Here is a 15,187-nt window from a genome sequence, read left to right on the forward strand (position 1 = left end):
TGTTGCCTCCATCGATAAGGGCCGAAGCCGACCTGGAATGAACGATGAAGCTGACTCTAGGCACTTGCGCCGGGCCGATAAACCAGCAACCGTAGCCATCACTGTTTGTGGAATCCAAACAATCCAATGGTTAGCCGGGGTGGAAATGGACCGATTTGATGCGATGCAGGCCTTTGCCCGGGTGGTGGAGGCGGGCAGCTTCACCAAGGCCGCCGACACGCTGCACATGAGCAAGACCAGCGTGACGCAACTGGTGCAGCAGCTGGAGGCGCGCCTGCGGGTCAAGTTGCTCAACCGCACCACGCGCCGGGTCCACCTGACCGCCGACGGCGCGGTGTATTACGAGCGTGTGGTGCGCCTGCTGGCCGACCTCGACGATGCCGAGACCAGCCTGTCCAGTGCCTCGGCGCTGCCCAGGGGACGCCTGCGGGTGGATGTGCCCAGCCCGTTGGCGAGCATGATCCTGGTGCCGGCGCTGCCCGGGTTTCACGCCCGCTACCCGGACATCCAGATCGACCTGGGCGTCAGCGACCGCATCGTCGATGTGCTTGGCGAGAACGTGGATTGCGTGGTGCGCGGCGGCGAGTTGACGGACCAGTCGCTGATGGCGCGGCGGGTCGGCGACCTCCAGCTGGGCGTGTATGCGGCGCCCGGCTACCTGGAGCGCCTCGGCGCCCCCGCGCATCCGCGCGAACTGGAGGATTCGTTGCATCGCATCGTCGGTTTTCTCTGGGCGCGCACCGGCAAGGCCTTGCCCTATGCCATGCACGGCCACGGCGAGAGCCTGCAGATCAAGGGCCGCTATGTGCTGGCGGTCGACGATGGCAATGCCTACCTCGCCGCCGGCCTGGCGGGCCTGGGCGTGCTCTGGCTGCCGGACTACATGGCCCGGGCGCATCAGGAACGGGGCGAGCTGGTGCGTCTGTTCGAGGACTGGCGGCTCGAGCCGATGCCGATCTACGTGGCGTTCCCGCCCAATCGGCATATCAGCATCAAGCTGCGGGTGTTTATCGACTGGGTCGCCGAGCTGATGGCCGAACATGCGCCCATCGCCAGCCGAGCCGGGGGCGTGAAGCGACCGGTTACATGAACTTTCTGGGCGCCCCCCAGAAACCCGCCAGAGCAGCTTTACTTGTCCAGGCAAGTCGCGCCTGTAGATGGCCGTTCGGCCGCCGCATTCTGCCCGGGACCGGCATTGCGAGAAGGACACGGAGTGTCGTTCAACCCCGTACCAGACCCTTGTCGCCCCCTGACATGAACGCCTGTTGGAGCAGTCGTTTGCTGGCCAGTACCTCATCGCGGTCTGGTCGCGCCCGGGCCATCGCAGCCCGGGCGCCGCCTCTTTAAAGGAGTAAAGACATGACTCAGTACGACAAACAGCTCAACAACCCCAAACAGCCGTCGCGCCAGGCACGCCTGGAAAGCACCGGCGCCGAACGCCTGACGCTGGCCAACGCCGGGCCGATCCAGATGGGCTTCTGGGTGCCCAACCGGGTATGGGCCACGGCCAAATTCCTGGTGCCGCTGCGCAACCTGATCGCCGAGAAGAAAAAGGCCGGCACCCTGACCCCGATGCGCACGCAAATCATCGAGTTCAAGACCTGGGTCACCCACAACAGCGTGTACCGCATGTGGGTCAACTCGATGATCGAACAGTCCAACGCCTACGTGGCGACCCTGGACGAGGCGACCAAGGAGCAGATCAAGGGCACGGACGGCGATGCACTGTGGATCGCCGGCTACGACAGCTTCTTCGAGATTCTCAACGAGATCATCAGCACCTCCTCGTCGTTCAACACCACGGCGCAGGTCGGCACGCCGATGAACGCTTTCCTGGCGGTGTCGATGGGCACCGAGGCGGGTGTCGCGCTGTTCCATGACACGACCTTCAACCAGCAGTTCAAGAAGGTCCTCAATGCCTGGAACGCCTTCCTCAAGAGCAGCGCTTCCCTCGACAAGCTGGACATCAACGACCCGGAAAAAGAGGGCTCGTGGATCTCCGCGGCGGCCCATGAGGCCGGGGTCTGGACGCAGATGGAGCATGACCCGAACCTGCCCGGCTACGGCTTCGATTCCTGGAACGCGTTTTTCATCCGCAGGTTCGTGCCCGGCGCGCGGCCGTTCCAGGGCAATCCGCTGACCCAGGTCGATATCGGCTGCGAGACCACGCCCTGGCAGTACGAAAACGATGTGGCGTTCGAGACCGAGTTCTGGATCAAGGACGTCAATTACTCGCTGCTCGATCTGTTCGGCGGCCAGGAGCAGTGGGCCGCGCCGTTCCAGGGTGGGCAGGCTTACCAGGGCTTCCTGTCGGCGACCCACTATCACCGCTGGAACGCCCCGCTCGATGGCAAGCTGGTGCGCTCCTGGGTGCAGCCGGGCACCTATTTCGCCCAGCGTCCGGCCCAGGGCGAAGACGAGGGCACCTGGGAGGGCACCGAGTCGCAGCCGTACCTGGGGCATGTCGCCGCCCGGGCGATCTTTGTCTTCGAGCACCCGACCTGCGGTTATGTCGCGCTGATCTGCATCGGCATGGTCGAGGTCTCGACCTGCGTGATCGAGCCTCCGTTCATCGTCGACCAAGGCGCGGCACCGGTGAACATCACCCGTGGCACCGAGATCGGGCATTTCGAGTTCGGCGGTTCGACCCACATGATGATCTTCCAGAAGGGCCGGGTGCAGTTGGAGGACTGGGCGGTGAACGCGGTCGCGCACCAGAACGACCCGCAACCGACGCCCATGGGCACGGTGATCGCCACCGCGTTGCTGAACAAGGGCTGAGCCGCCGAGCACAAGCGACGGCGCGCTCGCGCCGTCGCCTGCAAACCGCTGTCAGCCGCTGGCCTGGACCAGGTACTTGTGGAACCACGCCAGCGTTCGGTCCCAGGCCAGGGTGGCCGCCGCCTCGTCGTAGCGCGGGGTCGAGTCGTTGTGAAAACCGTGGTTCACCCCGGGGTAGATGTAGGCTTCGTAGGTCTTGCCCGCGGCTTTCAGCGCCTGCTCGTAGGCCGGCCAGCCTTCGTTGATGCGGGTGTCCAGTTCGGCGTAGTGCAGCAGCAGTGGCGCCTGGATCCGTTCGACTTCCGCGCTGTCCGGCTGGCGCCCGTAGAAGGGCACCGCCGCCGCCAGTTCCGGGTAGGCCACGGCCGCGGCATTGGCCACGCCACCGCCATAACAGAAGCCGGTGATACCGACCTTGCCGGTGCTGGCGTCGTGCTCGAGCAGCCATTGGACGGCGGCGAAAAAGTCGTTCATCAGCTTTTCCGGATTGATCTTCAGTTGCAGTTCGCGACCCTTGTCGTCGTTGCCGGGGTAACCGCCGAGGGAGGTCAGGCCGTCGGGGGCCAGGGCGATGAAACCGGCCTTGGCCAGGCGCCGCGCGACGTCCTCGATGTACGGGTTGAGCCCGCGGTTTTCATGGGCCACCACCACCGCCGGCAACTTGCCTTCGGCCTTCGCCGGGCGCACCAGATAACCCCGGACCTGTTCGTGGCCCTTGGGCGAGGGGTAGGTGATGTATTCGGCGACGATCGCCGGGTCGGTGAACGACACCTGTTCGGCCAGGGCGTAGTTCGGTGTCAGGGCGGCGAGGGTGGCGCTGGCGGTCAGCCCGACCAGGGTGAAGGCCGCCGCCCGGTCGAGAAACTCGCGGCGGCTGATCTTGCCGTGGGCGTAGTAGTCGTAGAGCTCGAGCAGCTCGGGGGCGAAGTCTTTGGCACTGAGACGTTGCATCGCGCGTTATCTCCTCACTCATGGGCGTCCGGGTGCCCCATGACTTGTGGGCGGGACGAATTCGCCCCGGTTGCCTCAGTAAAGCAAGCCTGGGCCCGGGCGGCCAATGCGCAGGGCCGGCGTTGTGTTTGGGCAAAGCCTTGGCTAATCTCGCATAAACACGCAAAAACAGGCATAACCATGCAAAGTCAGCATTCCATCGCCGAACTGCCCCATGTGCGCCGGCAGAAGATCCTGTTGCTGCTCGAACGCGACGGCAAGGTCATGGCGTCCGAGCTGGGCCAGCATTTCGCGGTTTCCGAGGACACCATCCGCCGCGACCTGGCGGAGCTGGCCGATACCGGGCTGCTGCAGCGGGTGCACGGCGGCGCGCTGCCACGGCCCAAGGACACCGGCAAGGATGTGTTCACCCGCCTGGGCGAAAGCAGCGAGGTCAAGCGCCACCTGGCCAGGCTCGGCGCGCAGCAGGTGCAGGAAGGGCAGATCGTGATGTTCGACTCGGGCTCGACCACGCTGCTGATTGCCCAGTCGCTACCTGCCGATATCGGCATCACCGCGGTCACCGCTTCGCCGCTGATCGCCGTCGCCCTGGCCGAATACCCGCGCAGCCAGGTGATTCTCGCCGGCGGCCGGCTCAACCCGGCGACCCTGTCTTCCGGCGGCCATGAGGCGGTACGCCTGATCCAGGGCATCCGCGCCGACCTGCTGTTCACCGGGGTGTGCGCGATTCACCCGGAGGTCGGCATCACCTCGCTGCACTTCGACGAAGTGCCGGTGAAGCAGGCCTTGCTCGACAGCGCTTCCCAGGTCATCGCGGTGACCACCGCCGACAAGCTCGGCGCGGTGGAACCCTTCGCCGTGGCGCCGTGCAATCGCCTGCATACGCTGATCACCGAGCAGCATCTGGCCTCGGGCAGCATCGAGGACTACCGGCGCCTGGGCATCGAGGTGGTGCAGGCGCCGGTGTGACGGCGGCGCCGCTTCAGGGTACTTTCTCTGGCCATGAGCCTCGCCAACAGGACAGCGTGTCGCCATGAAACCGAGCTTCGAGCAGATCCCCACCACGGCCACCGCCTCCTGGTCGATGCTCGATCGGCGCCTGCCCGAGGAAATTCCCTTCGAATGGCACCACCACCCCGAATACGAACTGACCCTGACCCTCAACAGTCGCGGGCAGCGCTATATCAGCGGCGATGTGCGTGCCTATGACGATTGCGACCTGGTGCTGGTGGGGCCGAACGTGCCCCACAGCTGGAGTTCGCAGCAGCGGATCGACCCGCGCCAGCCCCATATCGCCCTGGTGATCTGGTTTTCCGAAGCCTGGGCGACTGCCCTGGTCGAGCTGTTTGCGGAAATGGCCGGCCTGCGCCCCCTGCTGGCCGCGGCCCGCGGTGCCTTGCAGTTCAGCGGCGAGGCGGCGTGGGAGTCGCGCCCGCTGATCGAGGCCATGGTCGCGCAGGACGAGCCGACGCGCCTGGTGTCGTTGCTGGCCTTGTTGACGCGCCTGAGTCGCGACCGTGGCGCCGAGAAGATCCTGCCGGCCGCCGCCGGCCCGGCGCTGCTTGAGGACGGGCGTCTGCAGCGGGTGCTGGAGCATATTCACGCGCATTACTGCCAAGCGCTGAGCATCGCCGAGCTGGCGCGGATGGCCTGTGTCAGCGTCTCGGCGTTTCACCGGATGTTCCGCCGCCATACCCGCGCGACGCCCCTGGAGTACATCGCCCGCCTGCGCATCGGCCGTGCCTGCGCGCTGCTGGTGCAAGGGCCGCAGACCCCGGTGACCCAGGTTGCCGAGGCCGTGGGCTATGGCTCGCTGGCCCTGTTCAATCGCCAGTTCAAGGCCCGGCAGGGCATGACCCCTTCGGCTTTTCGCCAGCGCCACCGCGCGCATTTCCAGTGACAGCATCCTGCTGCCAGCGGCGCTGGAAACGCCACAATCGTATCGCTCGACGCGCCAAACCCCACTGCCTGCGGCCAGGGCCCTGGGGTTTCATGGCGACAGCGCGGCGCCATGCTCGCGCTTCTCCCGACCCGAACGACACAGGCCATGACCATGAATCCTTACGCTGCCTTCCACTGCCAGACCCTGCCCGACAACTACCGTGAGCACATAGTGCGGATGAAGCGCGCCCTGCGTGCGCGGATCGGCGACGTGCAGTCGCTGTTCGCCGAGGTCAGCGCCTTTATCGAGCAGGAGATCGCCTCGATCGATGCCCAGGGCGGCCAGGCCTGGCCGCAGCTGGACTATGCGCAGATCGCCGCGGGCCGGGTCAGCGCCGAACAGCGCACGGCGATCCACCGGCGCGGCTGCGTGGTGGTGCGCGGGCACTTCGCCCGGGACACCGTCAGCGCCTGGGACCGGGATCTGCTGGGCTATCTGGCGCGCAATGATTTCGAGCGGATCTACCGCGGCCCGGTCGACCGCTTCTTCGGCAACCTGGAGGCTTCGCGACCGCAGATCTTGCCGATCTACTGGTCGCGGGCGCAGATGCAGTTGCGCCAGCACGAGCGCATGGCCCGGGTGCAGGTCTTTCTCAACCGGCTGTGGAAGAGCGAGTCCCAGGGCCGGCAATGGTTCGACCCGCAGGTGAATGTGCTGTACCCCGACCGGGTCCGGCGCCGGCCGCCGGGCACCCGTTCCGGAGGGCTGGGCCCGCATACCGATTCCGGCGCCCTGGAGCGCTGGCTGCACCCGGCCTACCTGAAGGTCTTCGACAGCCTTTACCGTAATGACTTCGCGGCCTACGACCCCTGGGACGCGGCGCATCGCACCGAGGTCGACGAGTACGCTTACCGCGACACGGTGACGTGTTCGGTGTTCAGGACCTTCCAGGGCTGGACCGCGCTGTCGGACATGCGCGCCGACCAGGGCGTGCTGCACTGCGTGCCGATTCCCAAGGCCATGGCCTACCTGCTGTTGCGCCCGTTGCTCGACGACGTGCCGGAAGATGAATTGTGCGGCGTGGCGCCGGGCCAGGTGTTACCGGTTTCCCGGCAATGGCACCCGCTGTTGATGCAGGCCTTGCGGCCGATCCCCGAGGTGCGCGCCGGCGATTCGGTGTGGTGGCATTGCGACCTGGTCCACAGCGTGGCCGCCGTGGAAAACCAGCAGGGCTGGGGCAATGTGATGTACGTGCCGGCGGCGCCCATGTGCGCGAAAAACCAGGCTTACGCCAAGGCGGTGTATGGCGCCTTCGAGCGGGGCGTATCGCCGTCGGACTTTCCCCGGGAAGACTATGAAAGCACCTGGCAGAGCCGGTTCGGCCCCGAGGAACTCAATGCCATCGGCCGGCGTGGGTTGGGGCTGGAGTGACCCCCGGGCTGCCGGTGCTCAGGCCGAGGGCGGTGGTGTCTGCTGAGGGGCCGGGCGAGGGATGCCGGGCTTATTCGACCCGGCGGAACACCAGCGCCTTCAAGCCGCTCTCGATATCGCTATCGGGAAACTCCGGCGGGTTGTCCAGGCGTTGCTCGAAGCGCAGGCCCGGGGCTTCGCGGGTGACGCCGTCGATCAGGAAGTCCGAGCCAACGGCCGGGTCGTTCATGCAGGCCAGCACGCAGCCGTCGGCCGTGAGCAATTCCGGCAGGCGCCGCAGCACCCGGGCGTAGTCCTTGGTCAGCAGGAAGCTGCCTTTCTGGAACGAAGGCGGGTCGATGATCACCAGGTCGTAGGGCCCGCTACTTTTCACCTTGCTCCAGGACTTGAACAGGTCGTGGCCGAGAAAGCTCACCCGGCTCAGGTCGTGGCCGTTGAGCCGGTGGTTGTCGCGGCCACGACTCAGGGCCGCGCGCGACATGTCGAGGTTGACCACATGGGTCGCGCCGCCTTCGATGGCCGCCACCGAGAAGCCGCAGGTGTAGGCGAACAGGTTCAGCACGCGCTTGTCCCGGGCATTGGCGCGCACCCAGTTGCGGCCGTAGCGCATGTCGAGAAACAGGCCGTTGTTCTGCTTCTGACCCAGGTCCACCCGATAGCGCAGGCCTTCCTCGACCAGGGTCCATTCATCGATAGGCTCGCCCACTAGCCAGTCCACCGGGCTTTGCAGCTGATAACGGTGTTGCAGCAGCAGGGTGTGGGCGCCACAGGCCTGCCACTGCGGCGAGGTGCTGAGTGCCAGCAGCAACTGCTTGAGCGCCTCCAACTGCTGCGGCTCCGGCTCCTTGAACAGCGCCACCAGCACCACGCCCTGCAGCCAGTCCACGGTCACTTGCTCCAGCCCCGGCCAGCAACGCCCGCGGCCATGGAACAGGCGCCGGGTTTCCGCGGGAGCGCAGGCCAGGGCTGTCAGCAGGTGATGGTGCAGGATGGAGAGGGCGTCGGGGTTCATCGAAGGAGGGCCGGCAATAAAAGGGCGGGCATTTTAAACACAAATGCCGCGTGGGGAACGCGGCAAGTCAGTGGCCGGCACCCGTGCCGATGGCCGGGGGCTATGTCGAGCGGGGCTGCCGATCAGGTGTGGAACAGGGCGATGGCAAAGGAAACCACGATCATGCAGGCGACCGCAAAATTGATATTCATGACGTACTTGTCCGACGGTATTGAAGGTGGCGCCATTCTGAAGGCATCGGTGGAAAATGAAAAATCCGCTTTCATGATTTGAATGATCGACGGCCGTGATGATTGGCGGCGGCGTGGCAGGGGCCGTCAGGCAGCGGGCGAGTGGATATCTGCGTGAAGCTGATTATGCTTCAGGGAACCTTGCAGCGATGCGAGGCCGTCAGTCTGTTTCCATGCTTTGTGCAATCCGTAGTTCGATGAGCTTCAGTTCGGTGACATCAGTTCGGTGAACATCTGTTCAATGAGCTTCAGTTCGATGACATCAGCCCAGGGCCTGGGTGCGGCAAGGGTAGTAAGGCACTCCGGCCTATAACAAGAACAAGACGGAGAACCCTCATGCCGGCAATCGACAGTACAACCACGGGCAGCACGCCCAACCGCGGGATCACCCGGGAGGAGCGCAAGGTCATTTTCGCCTCCTCCCTGGGCACCGTATTCGAGTGGTACGACTTCTACCTTTACGGCTCTCTCGCCGCGATCATCGCCAAGCATTTCTTTGCTGGCGTCAACGAAACCACCTCCTTCATCTTCGCCCTCCTGGCATTCGCCGCGGGCTTTGCCGTGCGGCCGTTCGGCGCGATCGTGTTCGGCCGCCTGGGCGACATGATCGGGCGCAAGCACACCTTCCTCATCACCATCGTGATCATGGGGGTCTCCACCGCCGTGGTCGGCCTGCTGCCCAGCTACACGACCATCGGCGTGGCGGCGCCGATCATCCTGATCAGCCTGCGCCTGCTGCAGGGCCTGGCGCTGGGCGGCGAGTATGGCGGCGCGGCGACCTATGTGGCCGAGCACGCCCCCAAGGGCAAGCGCGGCTACTTCACGTCGTGGATCCAGACCACGGCGACCCTGGGCCTGTTCCTGTCGCTGCTGGTGATCCTCGCCTGCCGCACGATCCTCGGCACCGAAGCCTTCGAGGCCTGGGGCTGGCGGATTCCCTTCCTGCTGTCGATCCTGCTGCTGATCGTCTCGGTGTACATCCGCCTGCAACTGAGCGAGTCGCCGGTGTTCCAGAAGATGAAGGCCGAAGGCAAATCGTCCAAGGCGCCGCTGACCGAGTCCTTCGCCCGTTGGGACAACCTCAAGATCGTGATCATGGCGCTGCTCGGCGGCACAGCCGGCCAGGCGGTGGTCTGGTACACCGGGCAGTTCTACGCGCTGTTCTTCCTGCTGCAGACGCTCAAGATCGACCCGCAGACCGCCAACCTGCTGATCGCCGGCTCGCTGCTGATCGGCACGCCGTTCTTCATCCTGTTCGGCAGCCTGTCGGACCGCATCGGGCGCAAGGGCATCATCATGGCCGGCTGCGTCCTCGCGGCGCTGACCTACTTTCCGATCTTCAAGGCGCTGACCGAATACGGTAACCCCGAGGTGTTCAGTGCCCAGGCGCGCAACCCGGTCACGGTGATCGCCGATCCCGCCCAGTGCTCGTTCCAGTTCGACCCAGTGGGCAAGGCCAAATTCACCAGTTCCTGCGATCTGGCCAAGAGCGTGCTGGCGAAGAAAGCCATCCCTTATGCGAACGAGAAGGCCGAGCCGGGCGCCGTGGCGCAGATCCGGATCGGCGACAAGGTGCTGGCGAGCTTCGAAGGCACCGGCATGCCGGCCGCCGACTTCAAGGCGCAGAACGATGCCTTCGTCGCCACCCTGGGCAGCGCCCTCAAGGACGCCGGCTACCCCGAGAAGGCTGATCCGGCCAAGACCAACTATCCGGCGGTGCTGGCATTGCTGACCCTGCTGGTGATCTACGTGACCATGGTCTACGGCCCGATCGCCGCCTGGCTGGTGGAGCTGTTCCCGGCGCGCATCCGCTACACCTCGATGTCGCTGCCGTATCACATCGGCAACGGCTGGTTCGGCGGCTTCCTGCCGACGGTGGCGTTCGCCATGGTGGCGGCCACCGGGGACATCTACTACGGGCTCTGGTACCCGATCGTCATCGCGGTGATGACGGCGATCCTGGGCACTTTCTTCTTGCCGGAAACCAAGGACCGGGACATTCACCACGCTTGAGGTGCGCACGTCCTCTCCCGCCTGGGAGAGGGCGTGCCTCGTGTGGCGGGCAATTCTTACCGATGGCGCAGGCGCTACAGCCATTGCATCGCTGTGCCTGTGATTGCGCGCGACGCAACGCCAAGTCCCATCCTTATCGAGTTCATCGAGGGCGCTCCTTGAGCGGCCGAGCCGAACATCCGCTTTAGCCCGTCGCAGTGGTTCAACGCTCCAGGCAGCGGGCGCCACGGCCTTTCCCCATTCAGATCAATTGCAACGCCTCGCCACGCTCATCAAACCGTGTCGCTCAGGGGTATGTCCTGTCGTTTTTTGGAATTGCCGGACTTGAATAAAGGTGCTTATATGGATTCATGTATTAATGTATCCAATTATCCAGGTAGCCAAAAATGCAATCTCTACCCTGTGAGCTCATCAAGGATCAGTGTTTCGTCGCGGGTCACTGGATCGAGGCGCCAGACAAACGAACTTTCAGCGTGACCAATCCGGCTACCGGCCAGGCGATTGGCTCGGTACCCCGTGTGGGCGCTGCGCAGACCCTGGATGCAATTGAGCGAGCCAAGCTGGCCCAGCAGAGCTGGAAGATGCAGCCCGCCAAGGAGCGGGCCAGGCTGTTGTTCCAATGGGCCGAGCTGGTTGAGTCGCACACTGAAGAGCTGGCCCGCATCCTGACGGCGGAGCAGGGCAAGCCGCTGGCCGAGGCGCGTGGTGAAGTGGGCTCCACGGTGGCCTATCTGCGCTGGTTCGCCGAGGAGGCGCGTCGTATCGAGGGGCAGGTGCTGCCGTCGCCTTCGGAGGACCAGCACTACCTGGTTTTTCGCGAACCGGTGGGCGTGTGTGCGGCGATCACCCCGTGGAATTTCCCTTCATCGATGATCGCTCGCAAAGTCGCCCCCGCGCTGGCGGCGGGCTGCACCCTGATCCTCAAGCCCGCGGAGCAGACACCGTTGTCGGCATTGGCCTTGGCTGCCCTGGCAGAAGAGGCTGGCTTGCCGGCAGGGGTCTTCTCGGTGATTACCGGGGATCCGCAGGAGATTGGCGACGTGCTGTGCGCGAGCGACACGGTAAGAAAGATCAGCTTCACCGGGTCTACCCAGGTGGGGCGCATGCTGATCGCGCAATGTGCCCCGTCCATCAAGAAGCTGTCGCTGGAACTGGGAGGCAACGCACCTTTTATCGTCTTCGAGGATGCGGACCTGGACGCCGCCGTGAAATCCCTGGTCGCGGTCAAGTTTCGCAACGCCGGGCAGATGTGTACCAGTGCCAACCGCGTTCTGGTGCATGCGGGCATTTACGATGAATTCCTCGAGCGTTTGATTGACGCGGTGAAAGCGCTGAAGGTGGGCGATGGCCTGGACCCAGGCACGCAGGTCGGTCCTCTGATCGACGGACGTGCCGTGCATAAGCTCGACGCCTTGATCGGCGATGCCGTGGCCGGGAATGCGCGCCTGTTGCTGGGCGGCAGCCGGCACTCGCTGGGCGGCACGTTCTTTGAACCGACGGTCCTGGCAGAAGTGGATGCCTCAATGCGCATGGCCCGTGAGGAAATCTTCGGGCCGGTTGCCGCCTTGTATCGCTTCTCTTCAGAGGAGGAGGCCATCGCCATGGCCAACGCCACCGAATACGGTCTGGCTGCCTATTTCTTCAGCCGGGACATGGCGCGGGTGTTCCGTGTGCTGCGCCAGTTGGAGTACGGCATGGTCGGCGTCAACAGCCATTTGATCGCCAATGAAGTCGCGCCTTTTGGCGGAGTCAAACAATCCGGACTGGGCCGCGAAGGGGCCCGGGAAGGAATCAATGAGTATCTGGAAACCAAGTTCGCTTGTATTCAGGTCTGAGTTAAGCCCTTTCCATGCTGAGTGAAAAATAATGCACAAGACATTCAACTGGGATCTTCCCTACCCATCGCAAAAGATGCCGCTGCTGGCGAAGAACGTTGTCACCACTTCGCAGCCGCTGGCGGCGCAAGCCGGCGTACGAATGCTGCTGGCTGGCGGTAATGCGGTGGATGCGGCGTTGGCCACGGCAATCGCCCTGACCGTGGTCGAGCCGGTCATGAACGGTATCGGCGGCGACCTGTTCGCCCTGGTGTGGGACAACGGCCAGCTGCACGGTCTCGATGCCTGCGGACGGGCCCCCGCGGCTTGGGACCTGGAACATTTTGCCGGCCAGCGCCAGATGCCGACCAAAGGTTGGGACAGCGTGACGGTGCCGGGGCAGGTAGCGGGTTGGGCAGCCCTGTCGCGACGTTTTGGCAAGTTGCCGTTCCCGCAGTTGTTCGGGCCGGCGCTCGAGTATGCGCAGGAGGGGTTCGCTGTCAGTCCGCAGATCGCCCGACAGTGGCAGGCCCAGGCCCCCGACCTGATGGAGCAGCCAGGTTTTCGCGAGGCCTTCACGCGAGACGGTAAATTGCCCGCGGCAGGTGACTGGTGGCGTTTTCCCGAGCAGGCGGCGTCGCTTCAGAGCATCGCGCAAAGCCATGGCGAAAGTTTCTATCGTGGCGAGCTCGCCGAACGGATCCTGGCCTTCGCCAGGCAGTGCGGAGCCGCCTTGTGCGCTGACGACCTGGCGGCCATGGAAGTGGAATGGGTCAAACCGATCAGCCAGGACTTTCGCGGCTACACCCTGCATGAGATCCCGCCCAGCGGCCAGGGCATCGCCGCCCTCATGGCGCTGGGCATGCTCGAGTCGTTCGATATTGAATCCATGGGCCTCGACAGCCCTGATGCCTATCACGTGATGATCGAAGCCATGAAGCTCGCCTTTGCGGATCTGCATGCGCATGTCGGTGATCGCACGCACATGAAGCATTCGGCCGAGGCGCTGCTGGACAAGAACTATCTGCGCCAGCGTGCACAGCTCATTCAGCCCCAGGCTTCATCGGTGGTCGCCGGTACTCCAGCGCTTGGCGGTACGGTCTATCTCGCCGCGGCGGACGCCGACGGGATGATGGTTTCGTTTATCCAGTCCAACTACAAAGGCTTCGGCTCCGGGGTCGTCGTGCCCGGCACCGGCATCAGCCTGCACAACCGTGGCATGGGGTTTGTCCTGGAGCCTGGGCATGTGAACCAGGTCAGCCCGGGGAAAAAGCCCTTGCACAGCATCATCCCGGGTTTCATCAGCCGGGGAGGCGAGCCGGTCATGGCCATGGGGGTGATGGGCGGCAGCATGCAGGCACAAGGTCACCTGCAAATGATGACGCGCCTGGCCTGCTTTGATCAGAACCCGCAGGCCATGAGCGATGCCCCGCGTTTTCGCGTCGAGGCGGGGCCCGTCGTTCACCTGGAGGCGCATACCCCGGCCCATGTCATTGAATCGCTGAAAAACCGCGGTCACCACCTGCAGATCCATGAGCCCGGGAGCATGGAGTTTGGCAGCGCCCAGCTGATCCAGTGCGGCGCAAACGGCAGCTACGTTGCCGCCTCCGATTCCCGTCGTGACGGCCAGGCTGTCGGTTACTGATCCACCCCTTACAAGAGAATAAAAACATGCACGCACCTACCGAACAGAACCTTTCCCGCCTCGATGCACAGCATCACTTGCACGGGTTCAGCAATGCAGTGAAGAACCGCGAGGAAGGCTCGCTGATCATGGACCGCGGGGAGGGCATCTACGTTTTTGACGAGCAGGGTGAGAAGTACATCGAAGCACTGTCCGGCCTCTGGAGCGTGGCGGTCGGCTTCAGCGAGGAGCGCTTGGTCGAAGCGGCTGCGCGGCAGATGAAGAAGCTGCCGTTCTACCACACCTTCACCCAGCGCTCGAACCAGCCCTTGGTTGAACTGGCGCAAAAGCTGATCGCCCTGGCGCCTGTTCCCATGAGCAAGGCCTTCTTCACCAACTCCGGTTCCGAGGCCAACGACACGGCGATCAAGCTGGTGTGGTACCGCGCCAATGCCTTGGGCCAGCCACAGAAGACCAAGATCATCTCGCGCAATCGTGCCTACCACGGTGTAACGCTGGGTGCCTCCAGCCTGACCGGCCTGCCCCATGTCCAGGGTGGTTTCAACGCGCCGTTGCCGGGTTTCTTTCATCTGACCGCGCCGCACTATTACCGCGAAGGCCGGCAGGGTGAGTCCGAAGCGGATTTTTCCCAGCGCCTGGCACAGGAACTGGAAGCACTGATTATGCGCGAGGGGCCGCAGACCATTGGCGCCATGTTCGCTGAACCCTTGATGGGCGCGGGAGGGGTAATACTGCCACCGGCCGGTTACTGGACCTTGATCCAGGCGGTCCTTGAAAAGCACGACATTCTGCTGGTCGCCGATGAAGTGATCTGCGGCTTCGGGCGGACCGGCAAGATGTTCGGCAGCGAGCACTTCGGCATCACCCCGGACATGATGGTGCTCTCCAAGCAGCTTTCATCTTCCTATCTGCCGATTTCCGCTTTGCTGATCAACGAAAAGGTCTACTCGGCCGTCGCTGCGCAAAGTGCGAGTCGCGGCACCTTTGGCCATGGCCTGACGGCAGGGGGGCATCCGGTGGCTGCCGCGGTGGCGCTGGAGAACATCAAGATCATCCAAGAGCGTGAATTGGTGGCGAAGGCCTGTGCCCTGGGCGAATACCTGGCCACTCGCCTGGCCAGGCTTGCCGCGCATCCGCTGGTAGGCGAGGTGCGGTCCCTGGGTTTGATCGGGGCGATCGAACTCGTTGGCAACAAGGATGACAAGACGCCATACCTGGCCGCCGGAAATCTGGGGACGATGATGTCCGCTGCGTTGTTCCGTCGTAAGGTCATTACGCGCAATATCGGTGATGCCATTGCGTTGTGCCCGCCGTTGATCATTACTCAAGAGCAACTTGCAGACCTGTTGGACCGTTACGAAGAGGCGCTGGCCGAAGTGACTGCCGAGGTCCAGGGCAGTCGTTGAAACATGAGACAGGAGCACGGCG

Annotated in this window: 12 protein-coding genes; 10 read left to right on the forward strand and 2 right to left on the reverse strand. The window is 64.2% G+C overall.

Annotation, left to right across the window (positions count from 1 at the left end):
- Positions 1-145 precede the first annotated feature (145 nt).
- Both CXQ81_RS13710 and CXQ81_RS13715 read left to right on the forward strand, forming a co-directional pair.
- Positions 146-1,090 carry a LysR family transcriptional regulator gene (locus tag CXQ81_RS13710; protein ID WP_101337488.1) on the forward strand — a complete coding sequence of 315 codons (945 nt, stop codon included), beginning with the start codon at positions 146-148 and terminating at the stop codon, positions 1,088-1,090.
- A 269-nt stretch (positions 1,091-1,359) separates the two neighbouring features.
- Positions 1,360-2,781, forward strand: coding sequence for a phosphatidylserine decarboxylase family protein (locus CXQ81_RS13715; protein ID WP_101337489.1), 1,422 nt, complete (start codon positions 1,360-1,362; stop codon positions 2,779-2,781).
- 51 nt (positions 2,782-2,832) lie between these two features.
- On the opposite strand, the gene yghX is transcribed toward CXQ81_RS13715, so the two are convergent.
- Positions 2,833-3,732, reverse strand: coding sequence for a YghX family hydrolase (gene yghX, locus CXQ81_RS13720; RefSeq protein ID WP_101337490.1), 900 nt, complete (start codon positions 3,730-3,732; stop codon positions 2,833-2,835).
- Positions 3,733-3,912: 180 nt separating this feature from the next.
- Here yghX and CXQ81_RS13725 point away from each other — a divergent pair, with 180 nt between their 5' ends.
- The 3 genes from CXQ81_RS13725 (at position 3,913) to CXQ81_RS13735 (ending at position 7,045) form a co-directional block, all read left to right on the forward strand.
- On the forward strand, positions 3,913-4,701 hold the full coding sequence (locus CXQ81_RS13725; RefSeq protein ID WP_101337491.1) for a DeoR/GlpR family DNA-binding transcription regulator: 789 nt from the start codon (positions 3,913-3,915) through the stop codon (positions 4,699-4,701).
- Positions 4,702-4,765: 64 nt separating this feature from the next.
- Complete coding sequence (locus tag CXQ81_RS13730) at positions 4,766-5,632, forward strand: AraC family transcriptional regulator (RefSeq protein WP_101337492.1); 867 nt, start codon at positions 4,766-4,768, stop codon at positions 5,630-5,632.
- 153 nt (positions 5,633-5,785) lie between these two features.
- Complete coding sequence (locus CXQ81_RS13735; RefSeq protein WP_101339411.1) at positions 5,786-7,045, forward strand: DUF1479 domain-containing protein; 1,260 nt, start codon at positions 5,786-5,788, stop codon at positions 7,043-7,045.
- Between the two features lie 70 nt (positions 7,046-7,115).
- On the opposite strand, the gene CXQ81_RS13740 is transcribed toward CXQ81_RS13735, so the two are convergent.
- Positions 7,116-8,057: a class I SAM-dependent methyltransferase gene (locus tag CXQ81_RS13740; RefSeq protein WP_101337493.1), complete on the reverse strand. Its 942-nt coding sequence runs from the start codon at positions 8,055-8,057 to the stop codon at positions 7,116-7,118.
- A gap of 141 nt (positions 8,058-8,198) precedes the next feature.
- Between CXQ81_RS13740 and CXQ81_RS31450 the strand changes: the two genes are divergently transcribed.
- The 5 genes from CXQ81_RS31450 to CXQ81_RS13760 all read left to right on the forward strand — a co-directional run bounded on the left by CXQ81_RS31450 (position 8,199) and on the right by CXQ81_RS13760 (position 15,165).
- A complete protein-coding gene (locus CXQ81_RS31450) occupies positions 8,199-8,330 on the forward strand; it encodes a hypothetical protein (protein WP_256583235.1) in 132 nt (43 codons plus the stop codon).
- Positions 8,331-8,623: 293 nt separating this feature from the next.
- The gene (locus CXQ81_RS13745; RefSeq protein WP_101337494.1) at positions 8,624-10,300 is read left to right on the forward strand and encodes an MFS transporter; all 1,677 of its coding nucleotides are present in this window, start codon (positions 8,624-8,626) and stop codon (positions 10,298-10,300) included.
- A gap of 386 nt (positions 10,301-10,686) precedes the next feature.
- The gene (locus tag CXQ81_RS13750) at positions 10,687-12,135 is read left to right on the forward strand and encodes an NAD-dependent succinate-semialdehyde dehydrogenase (protein WP_101337495.1); all 1,449 of its coding nucleotides are present in this window, start codon (positions 10,687-10,689) and stop codon (positions 12,133-12,135) included.
- A 31-nt stretch (positions 12,136-12,166) separates the two neighbouring features.
- Positions 12,167-13,759, forward strand: coding sequence for a gamma-glutamyltransferase family protein (locus CXQ81_RS13755; protein WP_087088164.1), 1,593 nt, complete (start codon positions 12,167-12,169; stop codon positions 13,757-13,759).
- 26 nt (positions 13,760-13,785) lie between these two features.
- Positions 13,786-15,165, forward strand: coding sequence for an aminotransferase (locus tag CXQ81_RS13760; RefSeq protein WP_101337496.1), 1,380 nt, complete (start codon positions 13,786-13,788; stop codon positions 15,163-15,165).
- Positions 15,166-15,187 lie beyond the last annotated feature (22 nt).

Origin of the sequence: Pseudomonas sp. 09C 129 (genome assembly GCF_002843625.1) — a bacterium.
GTDB classification, from domain to species: Bacteria; Pseudomonadota; Gammaproteobacteria; order Pseudomonadales; family Pseudomonadaceae; genus Aquipseudomonas; species Aquipseudomonas chlororaphis.